Consider the following 24,743-nt stretch of genomic DNA (forward strand, 5'->3'; position numbering starts at 1 on the left):
ATAGATGCCCCAATTTGGCCGCGACGACCCGTCCTACGATATTGCCGATCTCCGGGATTACGACCTGCCCCCGGAGGCGCCCGCGCTGGCGCAAGGGCTCTTCCGCTTCAACGGCATCAACCTGCGCCATTGCGTGATAGAGAACGGCGCAACCGATTGGCTCCGTCACGTCGACAGCGACGCTCTCTTCCAGGTGCTCGACGGGGAGCTCCTCGTCGACCTGCGTCTGCCCGACGATGCAGGCATCCGCAACATCGTCGTGAAGGCCGGTCAGGTGATCTCCATCCATGCCGGCGTGGAGCATCGCACCTATTCCCATGGGCGTGCCGTGCTCCTCGTCATGGATGCTCTCGCAGCCTGAAGCACGTGGCGCTGCAACGGCCGGTGCTCCCTCGTCTTCCTCACCGCGCCTTCCGGCCGCATTCTCATCGCCAACGAGAAAGCCCTTCCATGCTCACGTCCCGCCAGCTGTGCGGCATCTTCCCCGCCATTCCCACCTTGGTCGATACGGATGACCGCATCGATGCGACAGCCGTTTACACCCTGTTTTCCTGGCTGAAGCGAGGCGGCATCGACGGCGTCCTGCCCGTCGGCGGCACCGGTGAATATGGCGCCCTTGCCCGCGCCGAGCGCATCCGTATGGCACGATTGTCGGTCGAGGCGATGGCCGGCACGGGCCCGGTCATCGCGGGCGTTCTGGATACCGGATATCACGATGCCCTGCAGGCCGTAGGGGAGTTTGCGGCCGAAGGCGTCGACGCTGCCCTCGTCCTCACGCCCTATTACACCAACCCCACTCAGGCCGGTATCCGCGACTATTTCCTGCGGCTCGCGGATGCTTCCCCGATCCCGGTCCTGATCTACGAGATCCCATACCGGACCCGCATCGCCGTCGAGCCGCGGATCGTGCATGAACTGTCGCGTCATCCCAACATCATCGGCATGAAGGCGTGCAATCTCGACATGTACCACTTTCTGCAGGTGGTGGCTGGCGTGAGCGACGATTTCACCGTGCTCAGCGGCGAGGACAGCCTGTTCCCGCTCCACATGGCCGCTGGTGCAAAGGGGGGCATCCTGGTGACGGCGAGCTTGCTGCCGCGCGCCTGGCGCGGCATCTTCGACGCGGCTGCGGCGGGCCGCACGGCCGAAGCCCTGTCGCTGCATCGCGAGCTGATCCCGATGATGAATCTGGCTTTCGCGGAAACCAACCCTGGCCCCATGAAGTCCGTGATCGACCTGATCGGCGTATCTGCGCCGCGTATGCTCGCACCTTTGGTCGATGCCGCGCCCGCGCTTTCGAAAGCTTTCCGCGCGGAGGTCTCGCGGTTTCTCATACGAACGGAAGCATCCCCGTAAACCGAAGCGTCTCGTGAGGATCAGCCCCGAGGCATCGCGCGGCATCGTCGGTGACAATGGTTTGATCACCGATCCGGCGGGTATGGAGCCCTGGCTGACGGACTGGCGCCAGCGTCGAGATGACAATGACTTATCGCATGTGAGAAGCCTTCCGAAAGGCGCGTGCTCTCAGATGTGCATTGATGAGCGGCGCAAGCTTGCGCGATGGCGAATGGCCGGGCTCGCTCAGCCATGAGACGATCTACCAGTTTGCTTAATCGCACAGGGTCTTGAGGCCATCGTCAACGGCCCCTTTTCACTGATCGTCGATGGCGCCAGAGCATTCTTCCCCAAATAGCATTCGGCGCTCCGGCTGCTAAGATGCGAAAATGGGGTAGCGGGGAATGGGCGCTGGATGACGTTGTTTTCGGGCGATGGCGCTACAGGTGTTGACAGCGTTAGCGGCGCACAAAACCAGGAGAGCCCAAGAGGGCAGAAAACGCCACCAATTGTGCGCCGGGTGACGCTGGGAGTTGTCGTAGCCTGGTTGGCGCTGGTGGGCTGCCTGGGTTGGTGGCTGTCGCAGCGCATCATGGCAGACGAGCTGAACAGCTTGGCGGCTAGCGCCGAACACGAGGCCACCACCACCGCACGCGTCATGGACCGGTTATTCACGGAAATGGTCAGCGTGGCGAACATGGTGGCAAGCCAAAACCAGGTGATCGAGCTCGCCACCCGCTACCGTCTCGACCCCCCCGGCTTCGCAGAGTTAACACGTCAGGAGCGCGCGGCGATATTCACGCGCGATCCGTTGGTCCGCAGGGTCGGCGATTTCATGACCCGGCTATCCAGCGACCTGAACTATGCTCGAATCTATATGAACAATTTGTCGCATGACACGTTGACGTCCAGCCAATGGGCCGAGTCCTTTAACATCGTGGGTGAGATCTACTCAGGTCGAGGTTACCTTGTCGACGCGCTACGCGACGGCAAGGGGCAGATGTTCGGTATCGCTCGTCTGAATCAAGTGCCGTCCTATTTCGTGGCCAGTCGGATCGATGACGCGGACGGATTGCCGTTGGGCTCAGTCACGGTCAGGTTCGACGCACCCGATATGGCGCATTATCTGACAGGGCGGCATATTGCATTGATCGTGAACCGCGAGGGGCGCGTGACGACCTCTTCGTCTGCGCCATTTATCCTACGCAATGTCGCGGCGCTTCTGCCGCCTGACACCTTGCGACCTTCGGACAGCGACGAAGGTTCGGGTAAGCCCATGGACATACGTGCAGTCGCCGGCTCGGGCAACCCTGACCAATGGCTCATCGACGGTCATCCCTATCTCCTACGCCGTCAGCCGCTGACCGATGCGCAATATCAGTTGCTGACGCTAGCTGCGTTTGACCATCTCGCACACATGCGCCGCCAGCACTTTTGGGCGGCCGGATTAGTGGCGGCGTTAGGCCTCGCCTTGATCTTGCTGTCCGGTCTCGCTGCAGGACAGATGATGATGCGCCGCCAAGAGGAACGGTACGCGGCAAACTATGACGCACTGACCGGCCTGCCGAACCGGCGCGCGATCTTGGCTGAGGTGGAGCGTCTCTTCGCTTTGGCGAAGCGGACGCAGCAGTCGGTCCTGGTAGCGTTCATCGATCTGGATGGGTTCAAGGCGATTAACGACAGTTACGGACATGGGATTGGAGACAAATTCTTGGTCGAGGTCAGCCGCCGGCTGTCGGCCGGGCTACGGAGCGGCGACGTCCTGGGGCGCTGGGGTGGCGACGAATTCGTCGTAATCGGGCTGGCAGCCCCGTCCAGGCCCGGCGAGCCAGATCAGACCGCCGACGTGATGCGCAGTCGGCTGGCACCGCTGCTGATCGGCACCCATATCCTAGCCGGGCGCGTTTTCGACTATCCGGGCGCAAGCTTCGGTATTGCCTGCGTCGATCCGTCGGTTAGTTCACTGCAATCCGCGCTCATGCTGGCTGATAAGCTGATGTATGCCGACAAACGGGCACGGCGCGGGCAACAGCCGTCGTTTCGATCAGACATGGCCTTGACTTCGTCTCAAACAGGGATCGAAAGGCGGTAGCCGGCACGTTTAAGGGCAACTGCGAAGAGCAACTGCCGGGCCTTGGACGCCGCAGCGCCCGAACGGGCCTTGGTCAGTGTCGAGGACGGCCGTGGCTATGACCCCGTCCTCGTGGCTCGAGACGTCGCGCGCCTGGCGGCGCTGGACGGGCACCTCCGAAATGAGACCGGCGTCGGCGTCGAAGTGAACCCCGCAGACCTCTCCCTGGACGGCGACGTCGACGGTAAGCGGTGTTGTCCTGGCAATGCGGTGGAGCTATGCAATACTGATCGCGAAGCGTTAATCCCGACGCGGGCCTATCAGTGCCGGAGGCGGTTGTGGGAGGATGAGCGAGCGCATTGTCCGTGGACTCACATTGGTCGAAGTCGAGCAACTCGTTGACTGGGCTGCAGCCGAGGGCTGGAATCCCGGGCTTCATGATGCCGCTGTGTTCCATGCCACGGACGCCGAAGGATTCATCGGTGCGTTTGTCGATGGGGAGATGGTCGCCGGCATCGCGGCGGTTGCCTACGGGACATCCTACGGCTTCGTCGGGCTCTATATAAGCCGGGAGGACATGCGAGGCCGAGGTCACGGGAAAGCCGTCTGGGACGCAGGCATGGCCTATCTCGCCGGGCGAACAATCGGCCTCGACGGCGTCGACGAGCAGTTCGAAAACTACAGAAGAAAGGGCTTTGCTCCAGCTTACCGAACCATCCGCTTCGGTGGCCGCTTTGCTGGTCATCCGGTTGATGGTGCGAACCTGACTACCGTTACGCTCGATCTCCTGCCCGAAGTTATGGCCTTTGATCGAAGGATTTTTCCGGAGCCACGGGACAGGTTTCTTGCGTGCTGGCTTTTGCCTCCGCATCTTGCATGTGTCGCCGTCTCGCATGATGTCGTCACAGGGTACGGCGTCGCGCGCCAATGCCGCTCGGGTTGGAAGATCGGTGGGCTGTCGGCGATTGACGACAGGGCGGCCGCCGCCCTCGTTCGGCATCTTGCGGCCGCTGTCGATGGCGACATCTTCATCGACGTTCCGGCCTCGCGAAAGCCGTTTATCGGTTTCCTGTTGGACTCAGGCCTTCGGCCCGGATTTGAGACAACCCGCATGTATCTGGGCAATCCAATTCCTCTCGCACCCGAGGTATTCGGCGTGACGACCCTGGAACTGGGCTAGGCGCTCTCAGGATTCAGATATCGGGCGAGGTCAACGGTCCGGCGATCCGGACCGCGCTGCAGGACCGCGGCCACAGGCTCGGCGAGGGGAGAGCCGGCGCCGGCAGCATTTGCTTCTGGTAGCCCTGCTCAAGGCATCATCTTCCAGACACACGACGGCAGCGGTGCGTTCGCCCCGGATGACCGCATCGTGATCACGCCGGAAAGGGAATCAGGCGGGTTCCTGGATTCCGCGTCTATTTGTGCACGCCGACGATCTTCGCGTTCTCATAGGTCGCCCAGCTGCCGTTTCCGCCCTCTTCGTAGACATCGGTCACGTAGTTCGAGCGGGTGATGCTGAAGAACACCACTTGGTAGAGCGTCAGGATCGGCAGCTCGTCCCAGATGATCTCCTGTATCTTGTCATAGACTACCTTGCGCTCTTCCGGATCCAGGATCGAGCGCTGCTTTGTAAACAGCGCGTCGACTTCCTCACTCCGATAATCCGAATTGTTGGTGTAGGGAACCGGCCGGATGTTGTTGGAATTGTAGAAGCGCTCGATACCGCCAACGCCCGGTCCGATTGCTACGGCCTCGATGGTCATCGCGAAATTGCCGGTGGCATAGGCGCGCTGGTCGAATGCAGCTCGGTCGGCGGAAAAGAGATTGAGCTTGATGCCGATCGCCGCCAGGTTCTGTTTGATGATGTCGGCGATATTCGCGGCCGAACCCAGGGATGAGGCCCAGCCGAGCTCGAGCTCGAAGCGCGTGCCATCGGCGCCGCGCGTGAAGCCGGCCTCATCCAACATCGTGTTGGCCTGTGCGGTGTCGAGCTTATAGTCGACGAGTTTTTTATTGTAGAGCGGATCTGCCGGGGAGACGGGGCCGAGCTGCTCGGACGCTGTCATGCCGCTATCGATGTTTTCGCGAATAAAATTTCGGTCGATGGCATGCGCTATAGCCTTCCGCACCTGTTTGTTGGCGAGGTGCCGGTTCTTCAGGTTAAGCACGATATGGTAGGCCGCACCTCGATTGACCGAGCGTGTCAGTTTGTTGCCGGGCAACTTGGACAGTCGGATCGCCTCCGACTGCGGCAGCGCATTGTAGTACATCATGTCGAGCTCGCCCTGCTGGAAGGCGGCAACGCGCGACGCCGGATCGGGCATGATACGCAGGACGACCTCGTCCACCATCGGCCTATCTTTGATGAAATAGTTTGCGTTCTTCTCGTATCGCACCTCACGGCCGCGCTGATAGCTGACGAGCTTGTAAGGTCCTGTGCCGACCGGCTTCTGGTTGAGTGGGTCGGTCGCGAGGTTTTTTCCCTCCCAGAGATGCTTCGGGATGATCGGTGCGCAGACTGCGTCCGTTGCCATCATCAGCTCGGCGGAGGGGGCGGATAACCGGTAGATGACAGTGTTGGCGTTTGGCGTCTCCACCGCCGTCACCGGCGTATAGGCTGCCTTGCCGCGCGGCTGGATTGTCTTGATAGCGTTCTCGATCGTGAACTTGACGTCGGCCGACGTGAACGGCCGTCCATCCTGCCATAGCACGTCGTCGCGCAACGCGAAGGTGTATGTCTTCCCGTCCGGGCTGATCTCCCAGCTCTTGGCAAGCAGCGGCTCGATGGACCCATCCGGCTTGATCCGCGTCAGGCCCTGGTGGATCGGCGAACTGGTGACGTAGGTGGTGATAGCGGAGCTGACAGCGGCGTTGAATACCGTCGGATCACCTTCGAGCGCACCGACCAGCGTGGTTTTCTGCTGCGCAAAGGCCGGCTTCCAGAGCATCGCCGCCGACAAGCCTAGCGATGACCTCAGGATACCACGTCGCGTGAGGTTCCAATCCTGCATCCGATCCCCCAACCATGCGCGGCTGAGCCGCGCTAAGACATCTCGGGAAAATTTACATATTGTATGATTATCTGTCAATATTCTAGCTGGCTGGGCGGCTGGCTGATCGCCGAGGCGATCGGCGAGCCTTGGGGATCAATCCGTGAGCTCCAGCTTTTGGGCAAACTTCCACGAAGTGTTTGTCCACCGCGACGTTGGCCTCTTCGATCCGTTAAAGACCGTTACTTACCCCGCTGTTGAGCGCAATTAATCCCCAGCGTGTAGCCGCCCCGGCGGTGGCATGCCTGCCCACGCTCGCTCGACAGCAGAGGACGAGGCGAAATTCCGCGACATGATCGCGGCAATGACGTCGGTCGATTCCTTGGTGACGAGTATGCGGCAGCCGGCCCATGAGGGCGCGACCTCGCCAGGATGGGGCACGCCTCTTCCGCATATCAGGGCACGCAAGCAGCGGAGATCCGATCCAGCCCCCGCCGGGTTGGTCACGTGGATCGTCTCGCTGGTGTCAGCCTGCCTCCCACTTTCCGCCGACCGGGCCGGCTTCCGTCGGGAAGTGCCGGCTTCCATCCTGTACAGCACCAATTCTGCACCGCGCCGGGCGCTGGAAGCGTTCAGGTGGGCGGCAACACCTGGGCGCGCTCCTGAAGATGGCAGGCCGCCTGGTGGTCGGGCGTCGAACCGGTGAGCGGCGGAACGGATGCGGTACAGATGGCCAGGTCGGCGATGGCGCAGCGTGGATTGAAATGGCAGCCGGGTGGCGGGGCGAGCGGCGAAGGGATCTCGCCCTTCAGCTCCTTCGCCTGGCGCTTGGCTTCGAGCGCCGGATCGGGGATCGGCACCGAGCTCAGCAAGGCCTGAGTGTAGGGGTGCCGCGGATCGGCATAAATCCGCGAGGAGGGCGCGGTCTCGACGATACGGCCGAGATACATCACAGAAACGCGGTGCGAGATGTGCCGCACCACGGCCATGTCGTGGCCGATGAACAGATAGGACAGCTTGAACTCACGCTGCAGATCGCGCAGGAAATTGACGATCTGCGCCTGGATCGATACGTCGAGCGCGGAAACCGGCTCATCGGCCACGATGAAGCGCGGCTTGAGCACGAGGGCCCGCGCGATGCCAATGCGCTGGCGCTGGCCGCCGGAGAATTCACGCGGATACTTGATCATGGCGCTCGCGGGGATGCCGCAGAGGTCGAGCACCTCGCGGATCTTGCGGTCGGCGTCCGGCCCCTTCGCCACGTCGAAGTTGCGTAGCGGTTCGGCGATGATGTCGCGGACCGTCATGATCGGATTCAGCGAGCTGTAGGGGTCCTGGAAGATCGTCTGGATCTGCTGCCTTACCCGCCGGCGCTCAGGCCTAGGCAACTGGCTGATATCCTGCCCATCGAAGCGGATGGTGCCGCTGGTCGGGTCCATCAACTGCGAGATCATGCGACCCAGCGTGGACTTGCCGCAGCCGGATTCGCCGATCAGGCCGAGCGTCTCGCCGGCGTTGATGTGCAGGGTGACGTTGTCGACGGCACGCAGGATTGTCTTGCGGCCGAAGCCGCGCGCGAGCGGGAACTGCTTGGAGAGGCCAGTGGCCTCAAGCAGTGGCGTGGCTGGCTTGATTGGTTGCATCATCATTGTTTTGGAACGCCGTGTTCTTCATCATCACCCAGCAGCGGGCGACCTGACCGTCTCCAACCGGGATCAGCCCCGGCTCCTCCACCATGCAGCGGTCGATCTTGAACCGGCAACGCGGATTGAACTTGCAGCCGGCGATCTTCTGACTGTTGTCGAGGGGTGAGCCCGGAATGCCGATGAGATCCTGCTCGGAATCCTGGTCGATGCGCGGCACTGACTGCAGCAGGCCCCAGGTGTAGGGATGCTGTGGCGCACGGAAAATCTGCTCGGCCGTGCCTCTTTCCATGACGCGGCCGGCATACATGACCACGACGCGCTCTGCGAGACTTGCGACCAGGGCCAGATTATGCGTGATCAGGATAAGGGCGGTGCCGTATTGCTCGTTGACGTCGCGCAATAGGCGGATCACCTGATCCTGCACGGTAACGTCGAGCGCGGTGGTCGGCTCATCGGCGATCAGAAGCTTGGGATTGTTGGAAAGGCCCATGCCGATCATGCCGCGCTGGCGCATGCCGCCGGAGAATTCGTGCGGATAGGCCCGCGCGCGCTCCCTGGGCGAGGGAATGCCGACCTTGCGCAGGAGATCGACGACGCGCTCGCGGATGCTCTTGCGTTCGATCTTGCGGTGCAGTTCCATCGCCTCGGCGATCTGCCTGCCTATGCGTTTAACCGGGTTCCATGACGACATCGGGTCCTGGAAGATCAGCGCGATCTCGCTTCCGCGCAAATCTGCCATGTCGCGGGCGCTGATGGCGGCGATGTCGCGGCCGTCGAAGCAGACCTCGCCAGCGACGATCTTGCCGGGCTCCGGCACCAGCCGCAGAATCGACAGCATTAGCATTGACTTGCCCGAGCCGGACTCGCCCACCACGGCGACACGTTCATGCGCACGCACTTCAAGAGTGACGTTGTCGACCGCTTTGAACTCGCCATAGGGGGTCTGAAAGGCGGTGGTCAGTCCTTTGATGGAAAGCACCGCCTCTGATGGTTGCGTGCGATCTGACACGATCGTCTCCTTATCGCCGGGTGCCGCTGTGACGCGCGGTGCTGAAACTGTCGCCCAAGAGATTGAGGCTGAAGATGGTGATCGCGAGAAGCAGGCCAGGAAAAGTCGTCATCCACCAGGCCGACTGCAAATAGAGCTGGTATTGCTGGAGGAGGAGCCCCCAGCTCGGCGAGGACGGATCGCCGAGTCCGATGAAGCTCAGGAAGGATTCCACCAAAATCGCCGCGCCCATTTGCAGGAAGACTGAGACGATCAGGTAGGGCGCGACATTGGGCAGGATGTGGCGCAGTACGACGCGGCTTCGGCTCGCCCCGCTCATGCGAGCGGCCAGCACGAATTCCTCGCCGCGAAGGATCATGAACTGGGCGCGCACCACGCGCGCTGTGCCGGGCCAGGCCAGGAAGCCGATCACCAGCACGATGCTGGTCTGGCTGGCGCCGTAGAGCGCCATGACGACGATGGCGAGCAGAAAGCGCGGCACCACCTGAAAGACCTCTGTCATGCGCATCAGGAGCTCGTCGACCATTCCGCCGGCATAGCCGGCGACGGCACCGACCAGTGTTCCCGTCAGCGCGGCGACGCAGGCGCCCATCATCCCAATCACGAGCGAAATGCGTGCGCCCTGGATGGCACGGGCGAGGATGTCGCGGCCAAGATCGTCGGTCCCCATCGGGTGGGCGAGACTCGGCGGCATGAAGCTGTCGCGGCTGATCGCCAGCGGATCGATCGGCCACAGAAAGGGGCCGAGGACTGCTAGTCCAAGGATGAAGGTGAGGCCGGTCATCCCTATCACGGCAGAGGGCGTCACCTTGAACCAGGTCAAGCGCGGCAGGCGCAGACGCCCCCTGGGACCTGTCTGAACGGGAATGAGAGCGTCGGCCATCGTCTACCTCCGGGTTCGCGGGTCGAGGATGGCGCAGAGCAGATCGGTGATCAGGTTGATCACGATGACGGCGATCGACGACAAAATGAAGCAGCCGGTCAAGAGGGGGAAGTCGCGGCGCAGGATGGCGTCGTAGAATAGGCGGCCGATGCCCGGCCAGCTGAACACCGTTTCCGTCACCACGGCGCCGCCAAGCAGCACGCCGAACTCCAGCCCGACGATGGTGATCGTGGTAACGATGGCGTTGGGGAAAGCGTGTTTCCAGACCACGTAGTTCATGCGCCCGCCCTTGGCGCGCGCGACCAGCACATAGTCACGCCCCAGAGCTTCAACCATTGCGGTGCGCGTGAACCGCGCGATCAGGCCGAGCTCGAAGGTGGCGAGCGTTAGCACCGGAAGCACCATGTGCTTTGCGACGTCCAGGTAGTAGGCGGCGCCCGACAGTTGGATGCGCGCGGTGGTCATGCCGCCGGCGGGAAGAACGTTGAGTTGCACTGCAAACAGCAAGATCAGGAGTTGGCCGAGCCAGAAGGCTGGGAGCGAGTAGCCGAGCAGCGAGGCAAGGCCGACCCCGGCATCGATATTGGTGCCCTTGTGGCGCGCCGCCCAGACGCCGAAGATGACGCCCGCGAGGGCTGCCACCAGGATCGCCGAAGCGGTAAGGATGATGGTTGCCGGCGCGCGCTGCAGCACGACGTCGACCACGGGTTGCTGATAGTAGATTGAGGTGCCTAGATCGAACCGGATCGCTTGGCCGAGGAAGATCAGGAGTTGCTCCAGGATCGGCCGATCAAGCCCGTAGCGCTCGTTAATCGCGGCCAGAAATTCCGGGGTGGGGGCATCACCCGCCAGGATCAGTGCCGGATCCCCCGGCGCTAGCCGGATCAATACAAAGGTGGCGGTGACGATGATGAGCAGGGTCGGGATGCCCAGCAGGACCCTGTTCAGCACCAATCCCGGTAAGCTCATCGTCATCAGCAAACTCCGTGGGGCGGTGTCGGCGCGCGCCAGCGGGCACATGCACCGGCCGCTACCGACGATTGGACCGCGAAGACCATAATTATTGCGAGCGCGCCGCGGCTTGCGGCGGCGACGCCTTCGTGTCCATTATTGCCGTCGGTGCTGGCCTACACATGTTCGCAGGCCAGCCCGCGCCATGTCTGGTCAAGCTTTGGTGTGGACGCCGACAATCTTGGCGCGATCGAAGGATTCCCAGGTGCCGTTGCCATAATCCTCGAAGATGTCGACGGCATACTGCTTACGCGACACGTTATTGAAGACGACCTGGTAAAGCGCCATTATCGGCAGATCGTCCCAGATAATCTCCTGAATCTTGTCGTAGACGACCTTGCGTTTGTCGAGATCGATGAGCGAGCGCTGCTCGTCGAACAGTTTATCGACCTCGGCATTGACGTAGCTCGAATTGTTGACGTAGGGCAGCGGCTGGATGTTGCGCGAATTGTAAAAGCGCTCCGTGCCGATGTCCGGGTCCGGCCCGATGGCATGGGCCTCGATCGCTATGTCGAACTGGCCGCCGACGTAGCACCGCTGGATCATCGCGGCGCGGTCGGCGGAGAATAGCTTTACGCCGACACCGACGGCGGCGAGATTCTGCTTGATGATGTCCGCGATCTTGCCGGCTGCGACGTTGAAGGACGGCCATGCGATCTCGATGGTGAAGCGGTTGCCGTCTGCGCCTCTGGGGAAGCCGGCCTGATCGAGGAGCTTATTGGCGAGCGCTGGATCGAACGCATAGTCCTTCAGCGCCTTGTTGTAGAGCGGCGAGGCTGGCGAGACGGGGCCGAGCTGCTCCGACGAGGTCAGGCCGCCATCAACACTCTCGCGGATGAACTTGCGGTCGATCGCATGGGCGAAAGCCTTGCGGACGTCCTTGTTGCTCAGATACTGGTTCTTCAGGTTGTACACTGCCTGATAGGCGGCGCCGCGGTTCGGCGACTTAGTGATCTGCAGGTTTGGCAGCCTGGATAGACGCGCGACTTCTGACTGCGGCAGCGCGTTCCAGTAGATCATGTCGACCTCGCCTTGCTGGAGCGCGGAAATGCGTGTCGCGGGATCGGGCATAATGCGGAATATCAGCTGATCGACCAGCGGCGCGCCCTTGATGAAATAGTCCGGATTTCGCTCATAGCGCACTTCCTTCCCGCGCTCATAGGAGACCAGCTTATAGGGGCCGGTACCGACCGGCTTCTGGTTGAGAGGGTCGGTGGCAATATTCTTGCCCTCCCACAGATGCTTCGGGATGATTGCGCCGACGGCGCGGTCGGTCGCCGACATCAGCGAGGCCGAGGGCGCATTCAGACGGTAGATGACCGTATGGTCGTCCGGTGTCTCGATCGCCTTCAACGGTTTATAGGCGACCTTGCCCCACGGATGCAGTTTTCCATTGGCGTTCTCGATCGAGAACTTCACGTCGGCCGATGTGAAAGGGTGTCCGTCATGCCACTTCACGTCGTCGCGCAGATGAAACGTGTAAGTGAGGCCATCGGGCGAGATCTCCCAGCTTTTCGCGAGCAGCGGCTCGATCGTGCCGTCCGCCATGATCTGCGTCAGACCCTGATGTACTGGTGAACTCGTGGCGAAAGTTGAGATCGTGCTGGTGATGGCGGAGTTGAACCCGGGCGGATCCTCCTCGAGCACGCCGACCAATGTGGTCGGCTGTTGCGCGCCGGCGAGGCTCGGCGCCATCAGCGTGGCCGATGCCGTGAGCGTTCCGGTTACGAAGCGGCGACGGTCCATCGCCAGAGCACACCAGTTGTGTTCGGCCATTTGAATACTCCCGTGCGGAGGGTTTGCTGATCCGCGTGAGATCACCCTCCATCTGTCCCCTCATCGCGCGGTAGGAGATGGTGGCATGAGGCGAATGTGTCCCGCTGCCCCACAACGCGCTACTCCAACCATGCTCCCCTTGTGGCCAGCTCTTCTTGGTCGGCCATCAAGCCCATGGTTGCAGAATTGGATTATTGTCATACATTCTATAAGTGAGCAATGATAAAAACCGTGCCTTGCCACGATTAACGTCGCTAGACAGATTGTTGCGACTCGGTGCTGGCCGCGTCGGCCACTTCTGCAAACCTGGTGAAAAAGTCGCTCGCCATGCGAACGGCGGCGGAGTTGATCATGCGCGCCCCGAGCTGGGCTAGTTTGCCGCCGATCTGGGACTCCACCTCGTAGTCGATCACCGTGCCTTCCGCTGCATCTCTGAGCTTGACCAGCGCGGAGCCCTTGGCGAAGCCTGCGATGCCGCCGGAGCCTTCGCCGACGAGCCGGCACTGCTCGCCGACAATCGCGTCGGCGATGCTGACCTTGCCTTGGAAACGCGCCTTGACCGGGCCGATTTTGATGGTGACGGTGGCGGTATATTCGCTGTCAGACACCTGCTCCAGCGCTTCGCAGCCCTGGATGCATTCCTTCAGCACCTGCGGGTCGAACAGCGCCGTCCACACGGCTTCGCGGGGCGCGCTGATCTGGTTGCTGCCGGACATGTTCATCATGGATCTCCACTTTCAGGTGGCCGCAGCATCGCGCTGGTCCGACGACTGTCAGGACTTGCCGGCGGCCGACGTAAAGGCATAGACCTCGAGCAGCTCCGCAAGGTCGTTGCCCGGGAAGACAGCGTGGTCATGGGCGATGACGCCGCGGCTCATCACAAGTACGCGGTCGCCAATCGAGACTGCGTTGCGGACATTCTGCTCCACCACCAGCACGGTGGAGCCGGACGATTTCGCTGCAGACCTGACTTCGCCAAGGATGCGCTCGGTCATGAGCGGCGACAGGCCCGTCGAAGGCTCATCGAGCAAGAGAAGGCTCGGCCGCGCCGTCATTCCCATCGATAGCGCCAGCATCTGCCGCTCGCCGCCGCTGAGCGAACCGGCTGCCTGGCCACGCCGCTCTGCTAGACGTGGGAAGAGCGTGTAAAGCTCTTCGATCCGCCCCGACGCTTCGGCCCCTGGTAGCATCATAGCGGCGAGCGCCAAATTCTCCGCCACGCTCAAACTGCGGAAGACCTTGCCGCCTTGCTGCACATAGGCGATTCCCGCCTTGATCTGATCGGCTGGGCCGCGCTTCAGTGTACCCTTGCCTTGGTATTCGACGTGCCCCGAAATAGCGGGATGGCGACCGAAGATCACGCGCATAAGCGTGCTCTTGCCACAGCCGGGACTGCCGATCAGCGCGGCCACTTCGCCCGGCGCGATGCGGAGCGACAGGCCCTGCAGGATCGGCTTGCCTGCGATATCGGCGTGCAGATCGGTAACAACCAGGCTCATGCCACGTGCCCCTTGCCGAGATAGATCTCACGCACCTCGTTGTTCGTCCGGATTTCAGCCGGCGTGCCCTGGCACAGCACCTGGCCCTGGTCGAGCACCACGACATGGTCGGATAGGGCAAACAGCACGTCCATGTCATGTTCGACTAGAAGGACTGTTTTGCCTTCGTTCCGGAAGTGGGCGACCGCGCTTGCCACGCGCTCCACCGCCTCGCCGGAAAGGCCGGAGGTTGGCTCGTCGATCAATACGATCTCGGCCCGCGCCGCTGCCAAACGCGCGAGAGACAGGAGTTTCTGCAGGCCGTAGGAAAGCCCGGCGGCGCTGGCGTCAGCACGATCGCCGAGGCCGAAGGCTTCAAGGATGGTGCGTGCGGCGGCACGATCCTCAGCCTCCTGGCGAGCCACTCGGCCAGGCGTGAACAGGCAGGCCGCCAAGCTCTCACCACGACCTTTTGGTAAGCCAAGCAGCACATTTTCCAGGCAAGTCATATTGGCAAAGAGCCGCAATTGCTGGAAGGTCCGTGCCAGACCCGCACCCGCCACCTGATGGGCTGCAAGCCGCGTGATGCGTCGGGGGCCGGCAAAGACCTCGCCGGCGTCAGGCGCCAGCTGCCTCGTGATCACGTTGATCAGCGTCGTCTTGCCGGCGCCGTTCTGGCCAACAAGGCCGGTGATCTTGCCGGCAGGCGCCACGAAGGACACGTCCTTCAACGCCTGGAGACCACCGAAGCGCTTGCAAATGCCCTCGACCCGGAGCGGAACGGCCGCGCTCATGCGAGCCTCTTTCCGCCGATGCCTTGCGGCCGGAAATAGGCGAAGGCTATCAACAGCACGGCATAAAGGAGCTGCCGGATGTAGGCGTCCGAGCCGGTCGAGGCGCCGACAAAGCGCATGATCTCGGGCGCGGCCAGGAGCAATGCCGCACCCAGGAGCGGCCCGCGGGCCGTGCCCATGCCGCCGATCACCACCATCGACAGTATGTAGATCGACTCGGAAAAACCGAAGCTGGTGGGGTCGATGAAGGAGACGAAATGCGCGTACATGGAACCTGCCAGCCCGGCCAGCGCCGCCGAGAGAATGAAGGCCCGTACCCGCGTCCACACAACATTCCTGCCGAGAGCGGAGGCCGCCTCCTCGTCGTCGCGCGTTGCCTCGAGCACGCGCCCATAGGGGCTGCGCATCAAATAGCGCGCCAGCAGGCAGGCAGTGACTGCCACCAGGCCATACACGATGGCAAAGGACAGATTGCTCTCGACCGCCAGTCCACCGAGCGAGGGCCGGGGGATGCTGGCCAGCCCGCGGGGACCCTCGGTGAGGGCATCGAGATTGCGGATGATGTCGACCACAATGATCTGGATGCCGAGCGACCCGAGGATGAAATAATCGCCACTGAGCCTGAGCAGCGGCACCGTGACCAGCCCGCCGACGATCGCCGTGACAACCACCGCCAGCACGGCGGCCAGCGGCACTGCGAGGCCGAGGCGCAGGCTTACCAGCGCCGACACGTAAGCCCCGACGCAAAACAGCGCCGCATGGCCGATTGAGAGAAGACCGGCGTGGCCGACCACGATGTTGAGCGACGTGGCAAGCACCGCGTAAATGGTGAAGAAGGTGAGGACGGCGAAGAGATAGTCCATCAGCGTCTCCCCAGCTTCAGAAGGCCGGACGGCTGGATGAGGAGGATGAGGATCAGCGCTGAGAAGATCATAACGTTCAGCCAGCGGGCATCGAGCGTGTAGAGGCCCACGCTTTCGAGCAAGCCAACAGCGAGGCCGCCGACTAGTCCCCCATACAGCGAGTGACTGCCGCCAATGATACTGGCGGTGGCGGCGATCAGGAGCACTCTAAGGCTCGAGCCCGGCACCACGCCGACATCAAGCGACACCAGCACCGCGCCGAGCGCCAGAAGGGCTGAGCCGGCGGCGAAAACGATGGCGCGCAGGCGCCGAACGTCGATGCCAAGGTTTTCGGCAAGGTCGGGATCGTCGGCCATGCCCCGCACCGCGCGCCCGAGGCTCGATAGCCGCACTGTCAACAGCGCCAGGACGATTGCCACAGCGCAAAGACCGAACATCCAGAGCTGCAGGCCGGTGAGATAGATACCGCCGAAATCCAAGCCGCGCGAGACCGAGCCGGTGGAGACAACGCGCGAGCTGGTACCGAACAGAAGGCCGGCAATGCTCTCCACCGCGATGAAGAGGCCGAGCGAGGCGATCATCAGCGCGCCTTGCGAGGCGCCTTTGGTCAGGAATGCCTGGTAGAAGCCCGACATCATTGCCCAGCCCGCGAATGCGGCCAAGGCTATTGTCACAGCCGCCCCCGCCAGCAGCGGCAGGCCTGCCTGCGCGGTCAGGCAGTAAAAGGCGAACATGGCCAGCGTGTAGGTTGCACCATGCGCGAAATGCATGATCTTGGTGGAGGAATAGATGAAGCTGAAGCTGAGGCCGAACAGGCCATAAAGCGCTGCCGTGACCACGCCGCCCGCGAAAATCTGAAGAACCAGCTCCAACCGCGGCGTCTCCTGCCTTCATTGCCCGACATTGCATCATGTCGAATATTATATTAATGTATGACAGTCAACCGCACCGATCGCCGGTGCCGATAGGTGAGCACCATGACTGGATTACGACTTGCGAGGCTTGCCTGGGGCGCGGCACTCGCGCTCGGGCTAACGACGGGTGGCCTTTCGGCCGCCGAGGAGATCAAGATCGGCACGGTTCTGCCAATGACCGGGGACGCCGCGTCCTACGGCACCTGGATGCGAAACGGCATGAACATCGCCGTGGACCAGATTAACGCGAAGTGGGGTCCGGAGCGCAAGCTCACCGTCATCTACGAGGACAGCAAGAGCAATCCGCGCGATGGCGTGGCGGCGATGAACAAGCTGATCGCCGCCGATCGCGTCGGCGCGGTTATGACCACGCTGACGGGCATCACGAAGGCGCTGATCCCGATCGCGGAAGAGAAGAAGGTCATCCTCACCACCTCGGCCACGCTGCCTGGGATCACCGAGGGCAAGTCCCACGTCTTCCGCAACGCCACTAATCTCGGCAGTGAAATCCGCGCTCTCAACGAATTCGCTAAAACCCGCTACAAGAAGGCGGCGATCCTATGGGTCAATCTCGAATGGGCCGACTGGGGCGCCAAGGCTTTCGAGAAGCAGTTTAAGGCCGATGGCGGAGAGGTCGTCGGGAGTCTGTCTTTCGCGCCCGACGCCACCGATGTGCGCGCGCAGCTCACCCGCATCCGCGTCGCTAAGCCCGATGTCATCTTGGTCCTCGCCTACAAGACCACCGGCCAGGTGTTGAAACAGGCGCGCGAGCTTGGCATCGAGGCACCGTTCATCGGCACGCTTGACTTCGAACTGCCGGAAGTGGTGCAGATCGCCAAGGAAGCGGCCGAAGGGAGCGTCTATACCAAGGCCGTCTTCGACACCGACAATCCGGTGGCTGGCACTATGACGGACTACACCGCCGAATACCAGAAGCGTTACGGCCAGAAGCCGGAAGTCTACGGCGCCACCATGTATGATATGTTGTTGATATTGGCCGAAGCTATGGCGAAGTCGAACGGTGACACGGAAGCCACCCGCAAGGCGATCCTCGCTGTCAAGGATTTCCCAGGCGCTTCCGGTACCACGACCTTCCTGCCCAATGGCGACGTCGACAAGGCGGTCGAGCTGAAGACAATCAAGGGCGGCCAGTACGTCGATTACAAGAACTAACCTTCCCCGCGCCGCGCGGCATCCTTCTCCCAAGTCTGGCGGGCCCCGCAAGCGGCTCGCTTTCTCGATGTTCGGCGTGTCTGGCACGTATATGTCGATCCGCCGCATCTTCGCCCCACCTTGCTTAATCTTAGTGTGTCGTTGGTGGACGATCGGTTTGACACTTGGAACTGTTGCCAAGCTGCGGCATCAGCAAAAACTTTGATTCCGTATCTGTCAACATGCTCGCCGCTAGTGTGCGGGCAGGCGCAATCACTTACGCTGCCGTTTTCAAACTTGTTGGGCGCGGGACAGTCCGCCAAGGTTAGACGCGCATAGGCGAACCAAGTCCATCAGCCCAGTCAAGTACAACGCTCTGACAGCGAAGATCATCGACGCGGCAACCTCGGACAGCGTCCGCGCTCCTGCTACATGACGAGTACCGTGTTGATCGTCCGGGTGAGGGGGCAGCAAGATAGCAATGGGCTGTAGACAGGGGCGGGTAGCCACGGTCGGGCGCTGGGCCCGCGCCAAGGGGCGGCAGATAGCGCGCTCGGCCGAGAGACCACTTTGGTAGCACCCGCGCAGCGCATCCCTTTGAAACGGCGCCGTTATGGCGGCTCTTTTCGAATATTGACAGTGGCCCCCATCACCGTCGTTCGCTCCAGACAAGAAAGATCCCTGCCGAGGCTACCATCGTTCCACCCACAAGCATATGCAGCGTCGGCAGTTCGGCGAACAGGAAGTAACCAAGGACCGGACCGATCAGCACCGAAGTATAGTCGAGCGGCGCCAGCGTCGACATGTCGGCATGGCGAAGGCTCTCGGTGACGAGCACATGCGCCATCCCGCCGGCGAATCCGCCGAGCGCCAGAAGCAATATCTGTTCGCCGGAAAGATAGGCCCAGCCGAACGGCAGGGTGGCCAGCGCAAAACCTGTCGAGGTGAGCGAGAACCAAAGCACGATGGTGGAGGAGCGCTCCGTTTCGACCAAAGCCTTCAGCATCAGCACCGAACACGCCGTGGCAAAGGCGCCGGCGATTGCCGCCCCCGCGCCGATCGCTTGGCGACCGCCGAAGCCCTCAGCGCTAAAGATGGTGAGGCCGGGCCATGCCACTACGCCGACACCGGTCAGCCCTGCCAGCACCGCCAGCCAGCGTGAGGGCCGTACGATTTCGCCGAGCACGATGGCGCCGAGGGCCACGGCAAACAACGGCTGCGCATAGCCGAACATGATCGCGTCGGAGAGCGGCAGGTAGGCCAGCGCCAGGAACGTGAGGCCGAGGCTCGCAGAGCCGCATAGGCCACGTGCGACATGGCCGAGCGGCCGTTTGGTTTTGAGTGCCGTGGCCAATTCGCCACGCGAAGCGAGGAAGACGAGGATTGGCAGCATGGCGAAGAACGAGCGATAGAACACGACCTGCCCGGTCGGCAAGCTGCCAGCCAGCTTGATCAGCGCGAACATGGAGACGAAGAAGGAGACCGAGCCGAGCTTCAGCCCGATCCCGGCCAGAGATTTTCTTGGCATGGGGACCTGCCGTGGCGTCAGCCGGGACTAAGCCGATCTATCAGCGCATAGCACTCAGGTTGGATAGCATTGTCGGGCAAAGAAGCCGGAGGCCGCCTGGCACTCGGATAAATCGAGGCTGGTGCGGTATCAAGGCCAGCAAAGAATTGCCTTCTTCCACAGCGCACCAGCGCAGCTCCTCGCTCGCCACTTATGAAAAATATTGTATGACGATATTCGCCAAATGTCGAGGCGAATCCGGCAGCCGCGCTTACTTCCGGCGGCGGCTGCCGGCACGGATCAGGCCGCGGCTTGGGCACCTATAGTCTGCGCGTCATCGTCAAACGCGGCTAGCGGGCGACGTGGCCAGACCTGCGGGAACATCGCGGAAGCTAGCGGCTGTCCGACCGACAGGCCGGGATCGCGTAGCGGCTGGGGCCCCATCGGGCGCTTGGCATAGGTGACGTCGTCGCCGGCGTAACGGAAGGCAAGCGCACGGCGGCGGCGATCGTGCGAGGTGTTGCCTGGCGCATGGTGCAGCGTCAGCAGATGGTGGGCTAGCACGTCGCCCGGATCCATGTCGAAATGCACGATGTTCCAATCGCTGCGGTTTGCCTCGATATCCGGCAGCGCCTCGAACAGGTCATCCGGATAGTCCTTGTACTTCTTGGCGTCGAAGCCGGTCGGCCGATACCACTTGCCCGTACGGTGCGAGCCAGGGATCCACTCGGTCACCCCGGTTTCCAGGGTGACGGAATCGAGTGGCGTCCAGAACGAGCAGACCTGCGTGCCGTCCATCCACAGGTACGGCTGGTCATGGTGCCAAGGCGTGTGGTTCGTGGTATTCGGCTCCTTGACGAACATCGCGTCGACGGCGAGGTTGACGGTCTTCGAGCGCATGAGCGCCGCGGCCCATTCAGGCATCGGCGACTCAGCCTGGAACTGGCGGAAGCGCTGGTTGAAGGTCCACATAAATATGTCGTAGCCGAACTTGCCGCCGCCGGAGCCGGCAGCGATATCGTGGCCGGATGGACCTGGCTGGTTCAGCACGTCCTCGACTGCGTCCCGCAGCATCTCCACCCATTCGGTGCTGAGGATGTTACGCAGGCATACGACGCCATCCTCCTCATAGGTGCGGATTTCATCTTCTGTGATCGGCCTTGTGAATTGCGTGGTCATGGCTGGTGTTCTCCTTCTTCAGGTTGGCTCGCGGTACCCTGGTGAGCAGCCGCTGTTTGAGGCGGCGCAGGAGGTGTTGGCCTCTGGCTGTCTCGGCGCGACTGCCCGGCGCGGAGATGGCAGGTCCCTGCGAGCGGCAGGCCGTCGAGGACGGCGTCCGTCCGTGCGCGATCTTTAAGGGGGCAGGTGAAGCCTTTACACATCGGAATAACCTCCGCATCCTGGGCAGGTGGACCAAACTTTCATCCGCTGCCTAGATCCCATTTTGCTTGTCCCTTGCTCCACAACAAGCAATGCTTGGTCAACAAGATCATTCCAAAATGGACTGACTCATGAGCTATAGCCGCCGCTATCTACCGTCCGTTTCGCTGCTCACCGCCTTCGAGGCGACGGCCCGGTTGGGGAGCGTCAGCGCAGCGGCCAAAGAGCTGAGCCTTACGCAGAGCGCCGTCAGCCGTCAGATCCGCGCACTGGAGGAGCAGCTGCAGGTCGAGCTCTTCGTGCGCGACCGCCAGACGGTTCGGCCGAATTCGGCGGCGATGAGTTTCCTCGCGGAGGTGCGCGACGCGCTCGACCGCCTCTCGACCGCCTCGCAAAATCTCTATGCCAACCCAAATGGCGGTATTCTCAACGTGACAATCCTGTCGACCTTCGGCACACGCTGGCTCGCGCCACGTCTGTCCGGCTTCAAGCGCTTGCATCCAGGCATCACGGTCAATCTGAAGACCCGCTTTAGCCTGTTTGACTTCCGTGACGAGGGCGTCGACGCGGCCATCCATTCCGGCGTCCCATACTGGCCGGGCGCGGAGATGGTGGAGCTGCGGCGCGAGTTTCTGGTGCCCGCCAGCAGTCCTTATTTCCGCGAGAGCCGCGCCATCCGAATAGCCGCCGACCTAATCGAGCAGCCGTTGATCCATATGGGCTCGATGGGACGCGGCACCGATTGGGAGAAGTGGTTCCGCGCGCAGGGGCTGGAGCCCGGTCGCCTCTCCGCCGGCAGCTTCGACCAGTTCTCGACCGTGGCGCGCGCAGCGGCGGCGGGCTTGGGCGTCGGGCTGCTGCCGACCTTCCTCATAGAAGAGGAATTGTTGAGCGGCCAACTCGTGCCGGCCGTGAACGTCACCTATGAAAGCAGCGACAAATATTACCTTGCCTGGCCGGAGGGAAGGAAGGACTATCCGCCGTTGATCGCCTTCCGCGACTGGATCGTGGCTCAGTCCAGAGCTAAGGTGCAACTCGATCCATGAGTGCGAATACGGATGAGTTTCGCTTACGAGGCCGGTTATTCGTGCCTAAAGACGCGAATTCGCGATAGAGGACGACGGCGCGATCCTATGAACTGTCGGCGAGAGGAAATTGCGTCGCCGGGCGAGCCAAACTGCACTTCGCTGTTCCCGGGCGACGTGCTGGTACATGCCCCTTAGCGCATCGCTTCAGGCGCGCGACAGGCCGAGATGATCGCGCAGGGTAACGCCGGAATAATCCTTGCGTAGAGCGCCCCGGCGCTGCAGTTCGGGCGCTACCAAGTCGGCGAAGTCGTCCAGATAGTCTGGGAAATAGGCCGGCATGATGACGAAGCCATCGGCCGCCCGAGCATCCACCCACTCCTGCATGATATCGGCGATCTTGTCCGGCGTACCGACCGCGATGATGTAGCCGCGCCCCACTGCCATGAGGTTGAACAATTGCCGCAGCGTGTAGTTTTCGCGTCTTGCCAGCGGGATCAGCGCCCGGGCGAAGCCTTGCATACCATCCGTCATGGGCAAATCCGGGACCGGCCCGTCGAGCGGATACTGGGAGAGGTCGTGGCCGAGCCGGTCCGACACGGTGCGAATAGAGCTTTGCACGTCGACAAAAGCCGCCAGACGCGCCAGTTTGGCATGCGCTTCCTCGTCGGTACGTCCAACCACGGTAAAGATGCCGTTCAGGATCTTGCAGTGGTTCGGGTCGCGGCCATGACTCGCCGCCATGCGGCGCACCTTGTCGTAGAAGTCGCGCCCTTCCGCGATTGCGTGCTGCACGGTCACGATCAGGTCGGCGTGGCGCGCGGCGAAGCCCATGCCAGCCGGCGAAGATCCCGCCTGCACCAACACAGGATTGCCCTGCGGCCCGCGCGGCGCGTTGAGCGGTCCGCGCACGGAATAGTACTTGCCCTTGTGGTTGAGGAGGCGGATGCGCGCGGGATCGAAATAGCGGCCGCTCGCACGGTCAACCAGCACCGCGCCATCCTCCCAGGTGTTCCAGAGACCCCGCACGACCTCGACAAACTCGTCGGCCATCTCATAGCGTAGATCGTGCTCCAGACGCCCCTCGGTACCGAAGTTCAGCCCGGCGATGGGGGAGGAGGTCGTGACGACATTCCAGCCAGCGCGCCCAGCGCTGATCAGATCGAGCGACTGGAAGGCGCGGGCAAGGTTGTAAGGCTGGGAGAACATGGTGGAGGCGGTGCCGACGAGGCCGATCCGGCTCGTCACCATGGCCAGCGCGCTCAGTTGCGCGACAGGCTCCAGCCGCGCGACCATGGACGGATGATCGTCGACCTCGGCCGAGACATTGTCGGGGACGAAGATAAAATCCATCTTCGCCCGCTCCGCCGTCGTCGCGATGCGGGCCAGCGCCTTGATGTCGAAATTGGTGGGGTCGGCGCCTTCCGCCCGCCAACCATCGATCTGGTTGCCGGTGCCCAGCACGAATACGCCGAGATGCATCTCGCGGCTCATGACGTCTCCCAATGGTTGTCTGCGGCTCAGGCGAAGGTCAGCGTCGGCTCATCCAGGCGGATGTCCTCCATAGCCTCGGCGAGCCGCATGCGACTTTGCCGCAGCGTCTTGGCGGCATTCCAGCCGAGCGCGCCGACAACGCGGCCTTGATGGTGGCAGAGTGCAACGAAGCGGCCGGACGCCATGTCGCCCTCTATCTCCATCTCGCCACTGGCCGGAAAGACACCGTAGCTCTGTAGCTTGACGTCGTGCTGGTCGCTCCACATGAACGGGATCGGTCGGAAGTCCTCGGTTGCTCCCAGCAGGTTCTTCACGGCGGTGCCTGCCTGTTCAGTCGCGTTCATACGGTGCTCAATGCGCAGCCGCGCGCCGTAGCCGGAATGCCACCAGGAGGCGACGTCGCCGGCCGCGTAGACGCCCGGCGCGGCGCGGCAGCGGGCATCACACAGAATACCGTCGCCGATCGGCAGGCCGCTCGAACGCAGCCAGTCCACATTGGGCTTTGACCCGATCGCTACCAGCGCGAGCTCCGCGGGGATGACCTCGCCGTCGGCAAGCCGCACGCCGCTCACGTGCCCGCTCGTCTCCTCGAAGCCGGCCACCGGCGCATTCAGCCGCAGAATCACACCCGCCTCGCGGTGCCGCGCGGCGAGCAATTCGCCAATCGCGGCAGGGAACTGGCGGGCCAGCGGGTGCGGCGCGTTGCCGATAACCGTGACGTCGAGACCGATCTTGCGCGCAGTGGCGGCGAATTCCATACCGAGCACGCCAGTGCCTATGACTGCGACCCGGGGGGCGCTCGCCAAAGCGGTGCGCAGTGCCTCCGCATCATCCAAGCCGCGCAGGGTGTACACCCCGTGCGGGCTTGGGCCGGGAAAGGCGAGCGGGCTGACGCCAGTGGCAACGACCAGTCCGTCGAAGCGAAGTCGGTCGTCCGCCTCCAGCCGTAGCATGCGGCGTTCGAGATCGAGCTCGCAGGCGCGCGCGGGTACCAGCCATTCGGCCCCAAGCTCGTCGAGCAGCGCCTGCTCGCCCAACCGGATATGCTCAAAGGGCAGGTTGTTGGCGATGAAGCCCTTGGAGAGTGGCGGTCGGTCATAGGGAGGGTGGGGTTCCGCTCCAATCACGAGAATGCGTTCCCCGTAGCCTTCTCTGCGCAGCGACTGGACGGCGGCCAGCCCCGCGGCCGACCCGCCGACGACAATGACTGTGCGCAAGGCTCAGCCCTCAAGCCGGATCGCAAGCGCCGGGCAAACCTTAATCGCCTGCAGCACGTCCGCGCGGCTCTCTTCCGATGGGTTCTCCTGTAGCAGTATGACGATGCCGTCGTCCTCGCGTTGGTCGAAGATATCCGGCGCCGCGAGCACGCATTGGCCGGCGCCACAGCATTTCGCCTGTTCGATGATCACCCGCAT

General features: G+C 62.6%; 22 protein-coding genes. 6 read left to right on the plus strand and 16 right to left on the minus strand.

The annotated features are described in order from the left end of the window. Positions 1 to 4: 4 nt before the first annotated feature. The 4 genes from KIO74_RS26925 to KIO74_RS26940 all read left to right on the plus strand — a co-directional run bounded on the left by KIO74_RS26925 (position 5) and on the right by KIO74_RS26940 (position 4,586). Complete coding sequence (locus KIO74_RS26925) at positions 5 to 361, plus strand: cupin domain-containing protein (RefSeq protein WP_213338182.1); 357 nt, start codon at positions 5 to 7, stop codon at positions 359 to 361. Positions 362 to 450: 89 nt separating this feature from the next. Continuing rightward, positions 451 to 1,356 carry a dihydrodipicolinate synthase family protein gene (locus KIO74_RS26930; RefSeq protein ID WP_213338183.1) on the plus strand — a complete coding sequence of 302 codons (906 nt, stop codon included), beginning with the start codon at positions 451 to 453 and terminating at the stop codon, positions 1,354 to 1,356. Positions 1,357 to 1,750: 394 nt separating this feature from the next. After that, positions 1,751 to 3,427, plus strand: a complete 1,677-nt coding sequence (locus KIO74_RS26935; RefSeq protein ID WP_213338184.1) for a GGDEF domain-containing protein — start codon at positions 1,751 to 1,753, stop codon at positions 3,425 to 3,427. Positions 3,428 to 3,752: 325 nt separating this feature from the next. Beyond that, positions 3,753 to 4,586 (plus strand): GNAT family N-acetyltransferase, encoded by an 834-nt coding sequence (locus tag KIO74_RS26940; RefSeq protein WP_213338185.1) that lies wholly within the window; start codon positions 3,753 to 3,755, stop codon positions 4,584 to 4,586. Between the two features lie 235 nt (positions 4,587 to 4,821). On the opposite strand, the gene KIO74_RS26945 is transcribed toward KIO74_RS26940, so the two are convergent. From KIO74_RS26945 to KIO74_RS26995, 11 genes are all read right to left on the minus strand, one after another. Then, on the minus strand, positions 4,822 to 6,417 hold the full coding sequence (locus KIO74_RS26945) for an ABC transporter substrate-binding protein (RefSeq protein ID WP_213338186.1): 1,596 nt from the start codon (positions 6,415 to 6,417) through the stop codon (positions 4,822 to 4,824). 611 nt (positions 6,418 to 7,028) lie between these two features. Further along, complete coding sequence (locus tag KIO74_RS26950) at positions 7,029 to 8,045, minus strand: ABC transporter ATP-binding protein (RefSeq protein WP_213338187.1); 1,017 nt, start codon at positions 8,043 to 8,045, stop codon at positions 7,029 to 7,031. After that, on the minus strand, positions 8,005 to 9,051 hold the full coding sequence (locus KIO74_RS26955) for an ABC transporter ATP-binding protein (protein ID WP_213338189.1): 1,047 nt from the start codon (positions 9,049 to 9,051) through the stop codon (positions 8,005 to 8,007). Before KIO74_RS26955 ends, KIO74_RS26950 begins: the two co-directional genes overlap by 41 nt. 10 nt (positions 9,052 to 9,061) lie before the next feature. Continuing rightward, on the minus strand, positions 9,062 to 9,934 hold the full coding sequence (locus tag KIO74_RS26960; RefSeq protein WP_213338190.1) for an ABC transporter permease: 873 nt from the start codon (positions 9,932 to 9,934) through the stop codon (positions 9,062 to 9,064). 3 nt (positions 9,935 to 9,937) lie between these two features. Further along, a complete protein-coding gene (locus tag KIO74_RS26965) occupies positions 9,938 to 10,909 on the minus strand; it encodes an ABC transporter permease (protein ID WP_213338192.1) in 972 nt (323 codons plus the stop codon). A gap of 189 nt (positions 10,910 to 11,098) precedes the next feature. After that, complete coding sequence (locus KIO74_RS26970; RefSeq protein ID WP_213338194.1) at positions 11,099 to 12,721, minus strand: ABC transporter substrate-binding protein; 1,623 nt, start codon at positions 12,719 to 12,721, stop codon at positions 11,099 to 11,101. A 254-nt stretch (positions 12,722 to 12,975) separates the two neighbouring features. After that, the gene (locus KIO74_RS26975; RefSeq protein ID WP_349629239.1) at positions 12,976 to 13,446 is read right to left on the minus strand and encodes an SRPBCC family protein; all 471 of its coding nucleotides are present in this window, start codon (positions 13,444 to 13,446) and stop codon (positions 12,976 to 12,978) included. Between the two features lie 48 nt (positions 13,447 to 13,494). Beyond that, on the minus strand, positions 13,495 to 14,220 hold the full coding sequence (locus KIO74_RS26980; protein ID WP_213338196.1) for an ABC transporter ATP-binding protein: 726 nt from the start codon (positions 14,218 to 14,220) through the stop codon (positions 13,495 to 13,497). After that, complete coding sequence (locus KIO74_RS26985; protein ID WP_213338198.1) at positions 14,217 to 14,993, minus strand: ABC transporter ATP-binding protein; 777 nt, start codon at positions 14,991 to 14,993, stop codon at positions 14,217 to 14,219. Before KIO74_RS26985 ends, KIO74_RS26980 begins: the two co-directional genes overlap by 4 nt. After that, a complete protein-coding gene (locus KIO74_RS26990) occupies positions 14,990 to 15,856 on the minus strand; it encodes a branched-chain amino acid ABC transporter permease (RefSeq protein WP_213338199.1) in 867 nt (288 codons plus the stop codon). Before KIO74_RS26990 ends, KIO74_RS26985 begins: the two co-directional genes overlap by 4 nt. Next, positions 15,856 to 16,728, minus strand: coding sequence for a branched-chain amino acid ABC transporter permease (locus tag KIO74_RS26995; protein WP_213338201.1), 873 nt, complete (start codon positions 16,726 to 16,728; stop codon positions 15,856 to 15,858). The genes KIO74_RS26990 and KIO74_RS26995 overlap by 1 nt, the downstream gene beginning before the upstream one ends. A 105-nt stretch (positions 16,729 to 16,833) precedes the next feature. Here KIO74_RS26995 and KIO74_RS27000 point away from each other — a divergent pair, with 105 nt between their 5' ends. Continuing rightward, complete coding sequence (locus KIO74_RS27000) at positions 16,834 to 17,943, plus strand: ABC transporter substrate-binding protein (protein ID WP_213338203.1); 1,110 nt, start codon at positions 16,834 to 16,836, stop codon at positions 17,941 to 17,943. 628 nt (positions 17,944 to 18,571) lie between these two features. On the opposite strand, the gene KIO74_RS27005 is transcribed toward KIO74_RS27000, so the two are convergent. Both KIO74_RS27005 and KIO74_RS27010 read right to left on the minus strand, forming a co-directional pair. Next, a complete protein-coding gene (locus KIO74_RS27005; protein ID WP_213338205.1) occupies positions 18,572 to 19,450 on the minus strand; it encodes a DMT family transporter in 879 nt (292 codons plus the stop codon). Between the two features lie 279 nt (positions 19,451 to 19,729). Continuing rightward, on the minus strand, positions 19,730 to 20,608 hold the full coding sequence (locus KIO74_RS27010) for a phytanoyl-CoA dioxygenase family protein (protein WP_213338207.1): 879 nt from the start codon (positions 20,606 to 20,608) through the stop codon (positions 19,730 to 19,732). 332 nt (positions 20,609 to 20,940) lie between these two features. Here KIO74_RS27010 and KIO74_RS27015 point away from each other — a divergent pair, with 332 nt between their 5' ends. Further along, positions 20,941 to 21,855, plus strand: a complete 915-nt coding sequence (locus KIO74_RS27015) for a LysR family transcriptional regulator (RefSeq protein WP_213338208.1) — start codon at positions 20,941 to 20,943, stop codon at positions 21,853 to 21,855. 186 nt (positions 21,856 to 22,041) lie between these two features. On the opposite strand, the gene KIO74_RS27020 is transcribed toward KIO74_RS27015, so the two are convergent. The 3 genes from KIO74_RS27020 to KIO74_RS27030 are packed head-to-tail and all read right to left on the minus strand — an operon-like array spanning position 22,042 to position 24,743. Further along, positions 22,042 to 23,328: an LLM class flavin-dependent oxidoreductase gene (locus tag KIO74_RS27020; protein ID WP_213338209.1), complete on the minus strand. Its 1,287-nt coding sequence runs from the start codon at positions 23,326 to 23,328 to the stop codon at positions 22,042 to 22,044. A gap of 26 nt (positions 23,329 to 23,354) precedes the next feature. After that, positions 23,355 to 24,545, minus strand: a complete 1,191-nt coding sequence (locus tag KIO74_RS27025) for an NAD(P)/FAD-dependent oxidoreductase (protein WP_213338210.1) — start codon at positions 24,543 to 24,545, stop codon at positions 23,355 to 23,357. Positions 24,546 to 24,548: 3 nt separating this feature from the next. Beyond that, positions 24,549 to 24,743 (minus strand): ferredoxin, encoded by a 195-nt coding sequence (locus tag KIO74_RS27030; RefSeq protein WP_213338211.1) that lies wholly within the window; start codon positions 24,741 to 24,743, stop codon positions 24,549 to 24,551.

The organism is Chelatococcus sp. HY11 (genome assembly GCF_018398335.1).
In the GTDB taxonomy this organism is placed as follows: Bacteria; Pseudomonadota; Alphaproteobacteria; order Rhizobiales; family Beijerinckiaceae; genus Chelatococcus.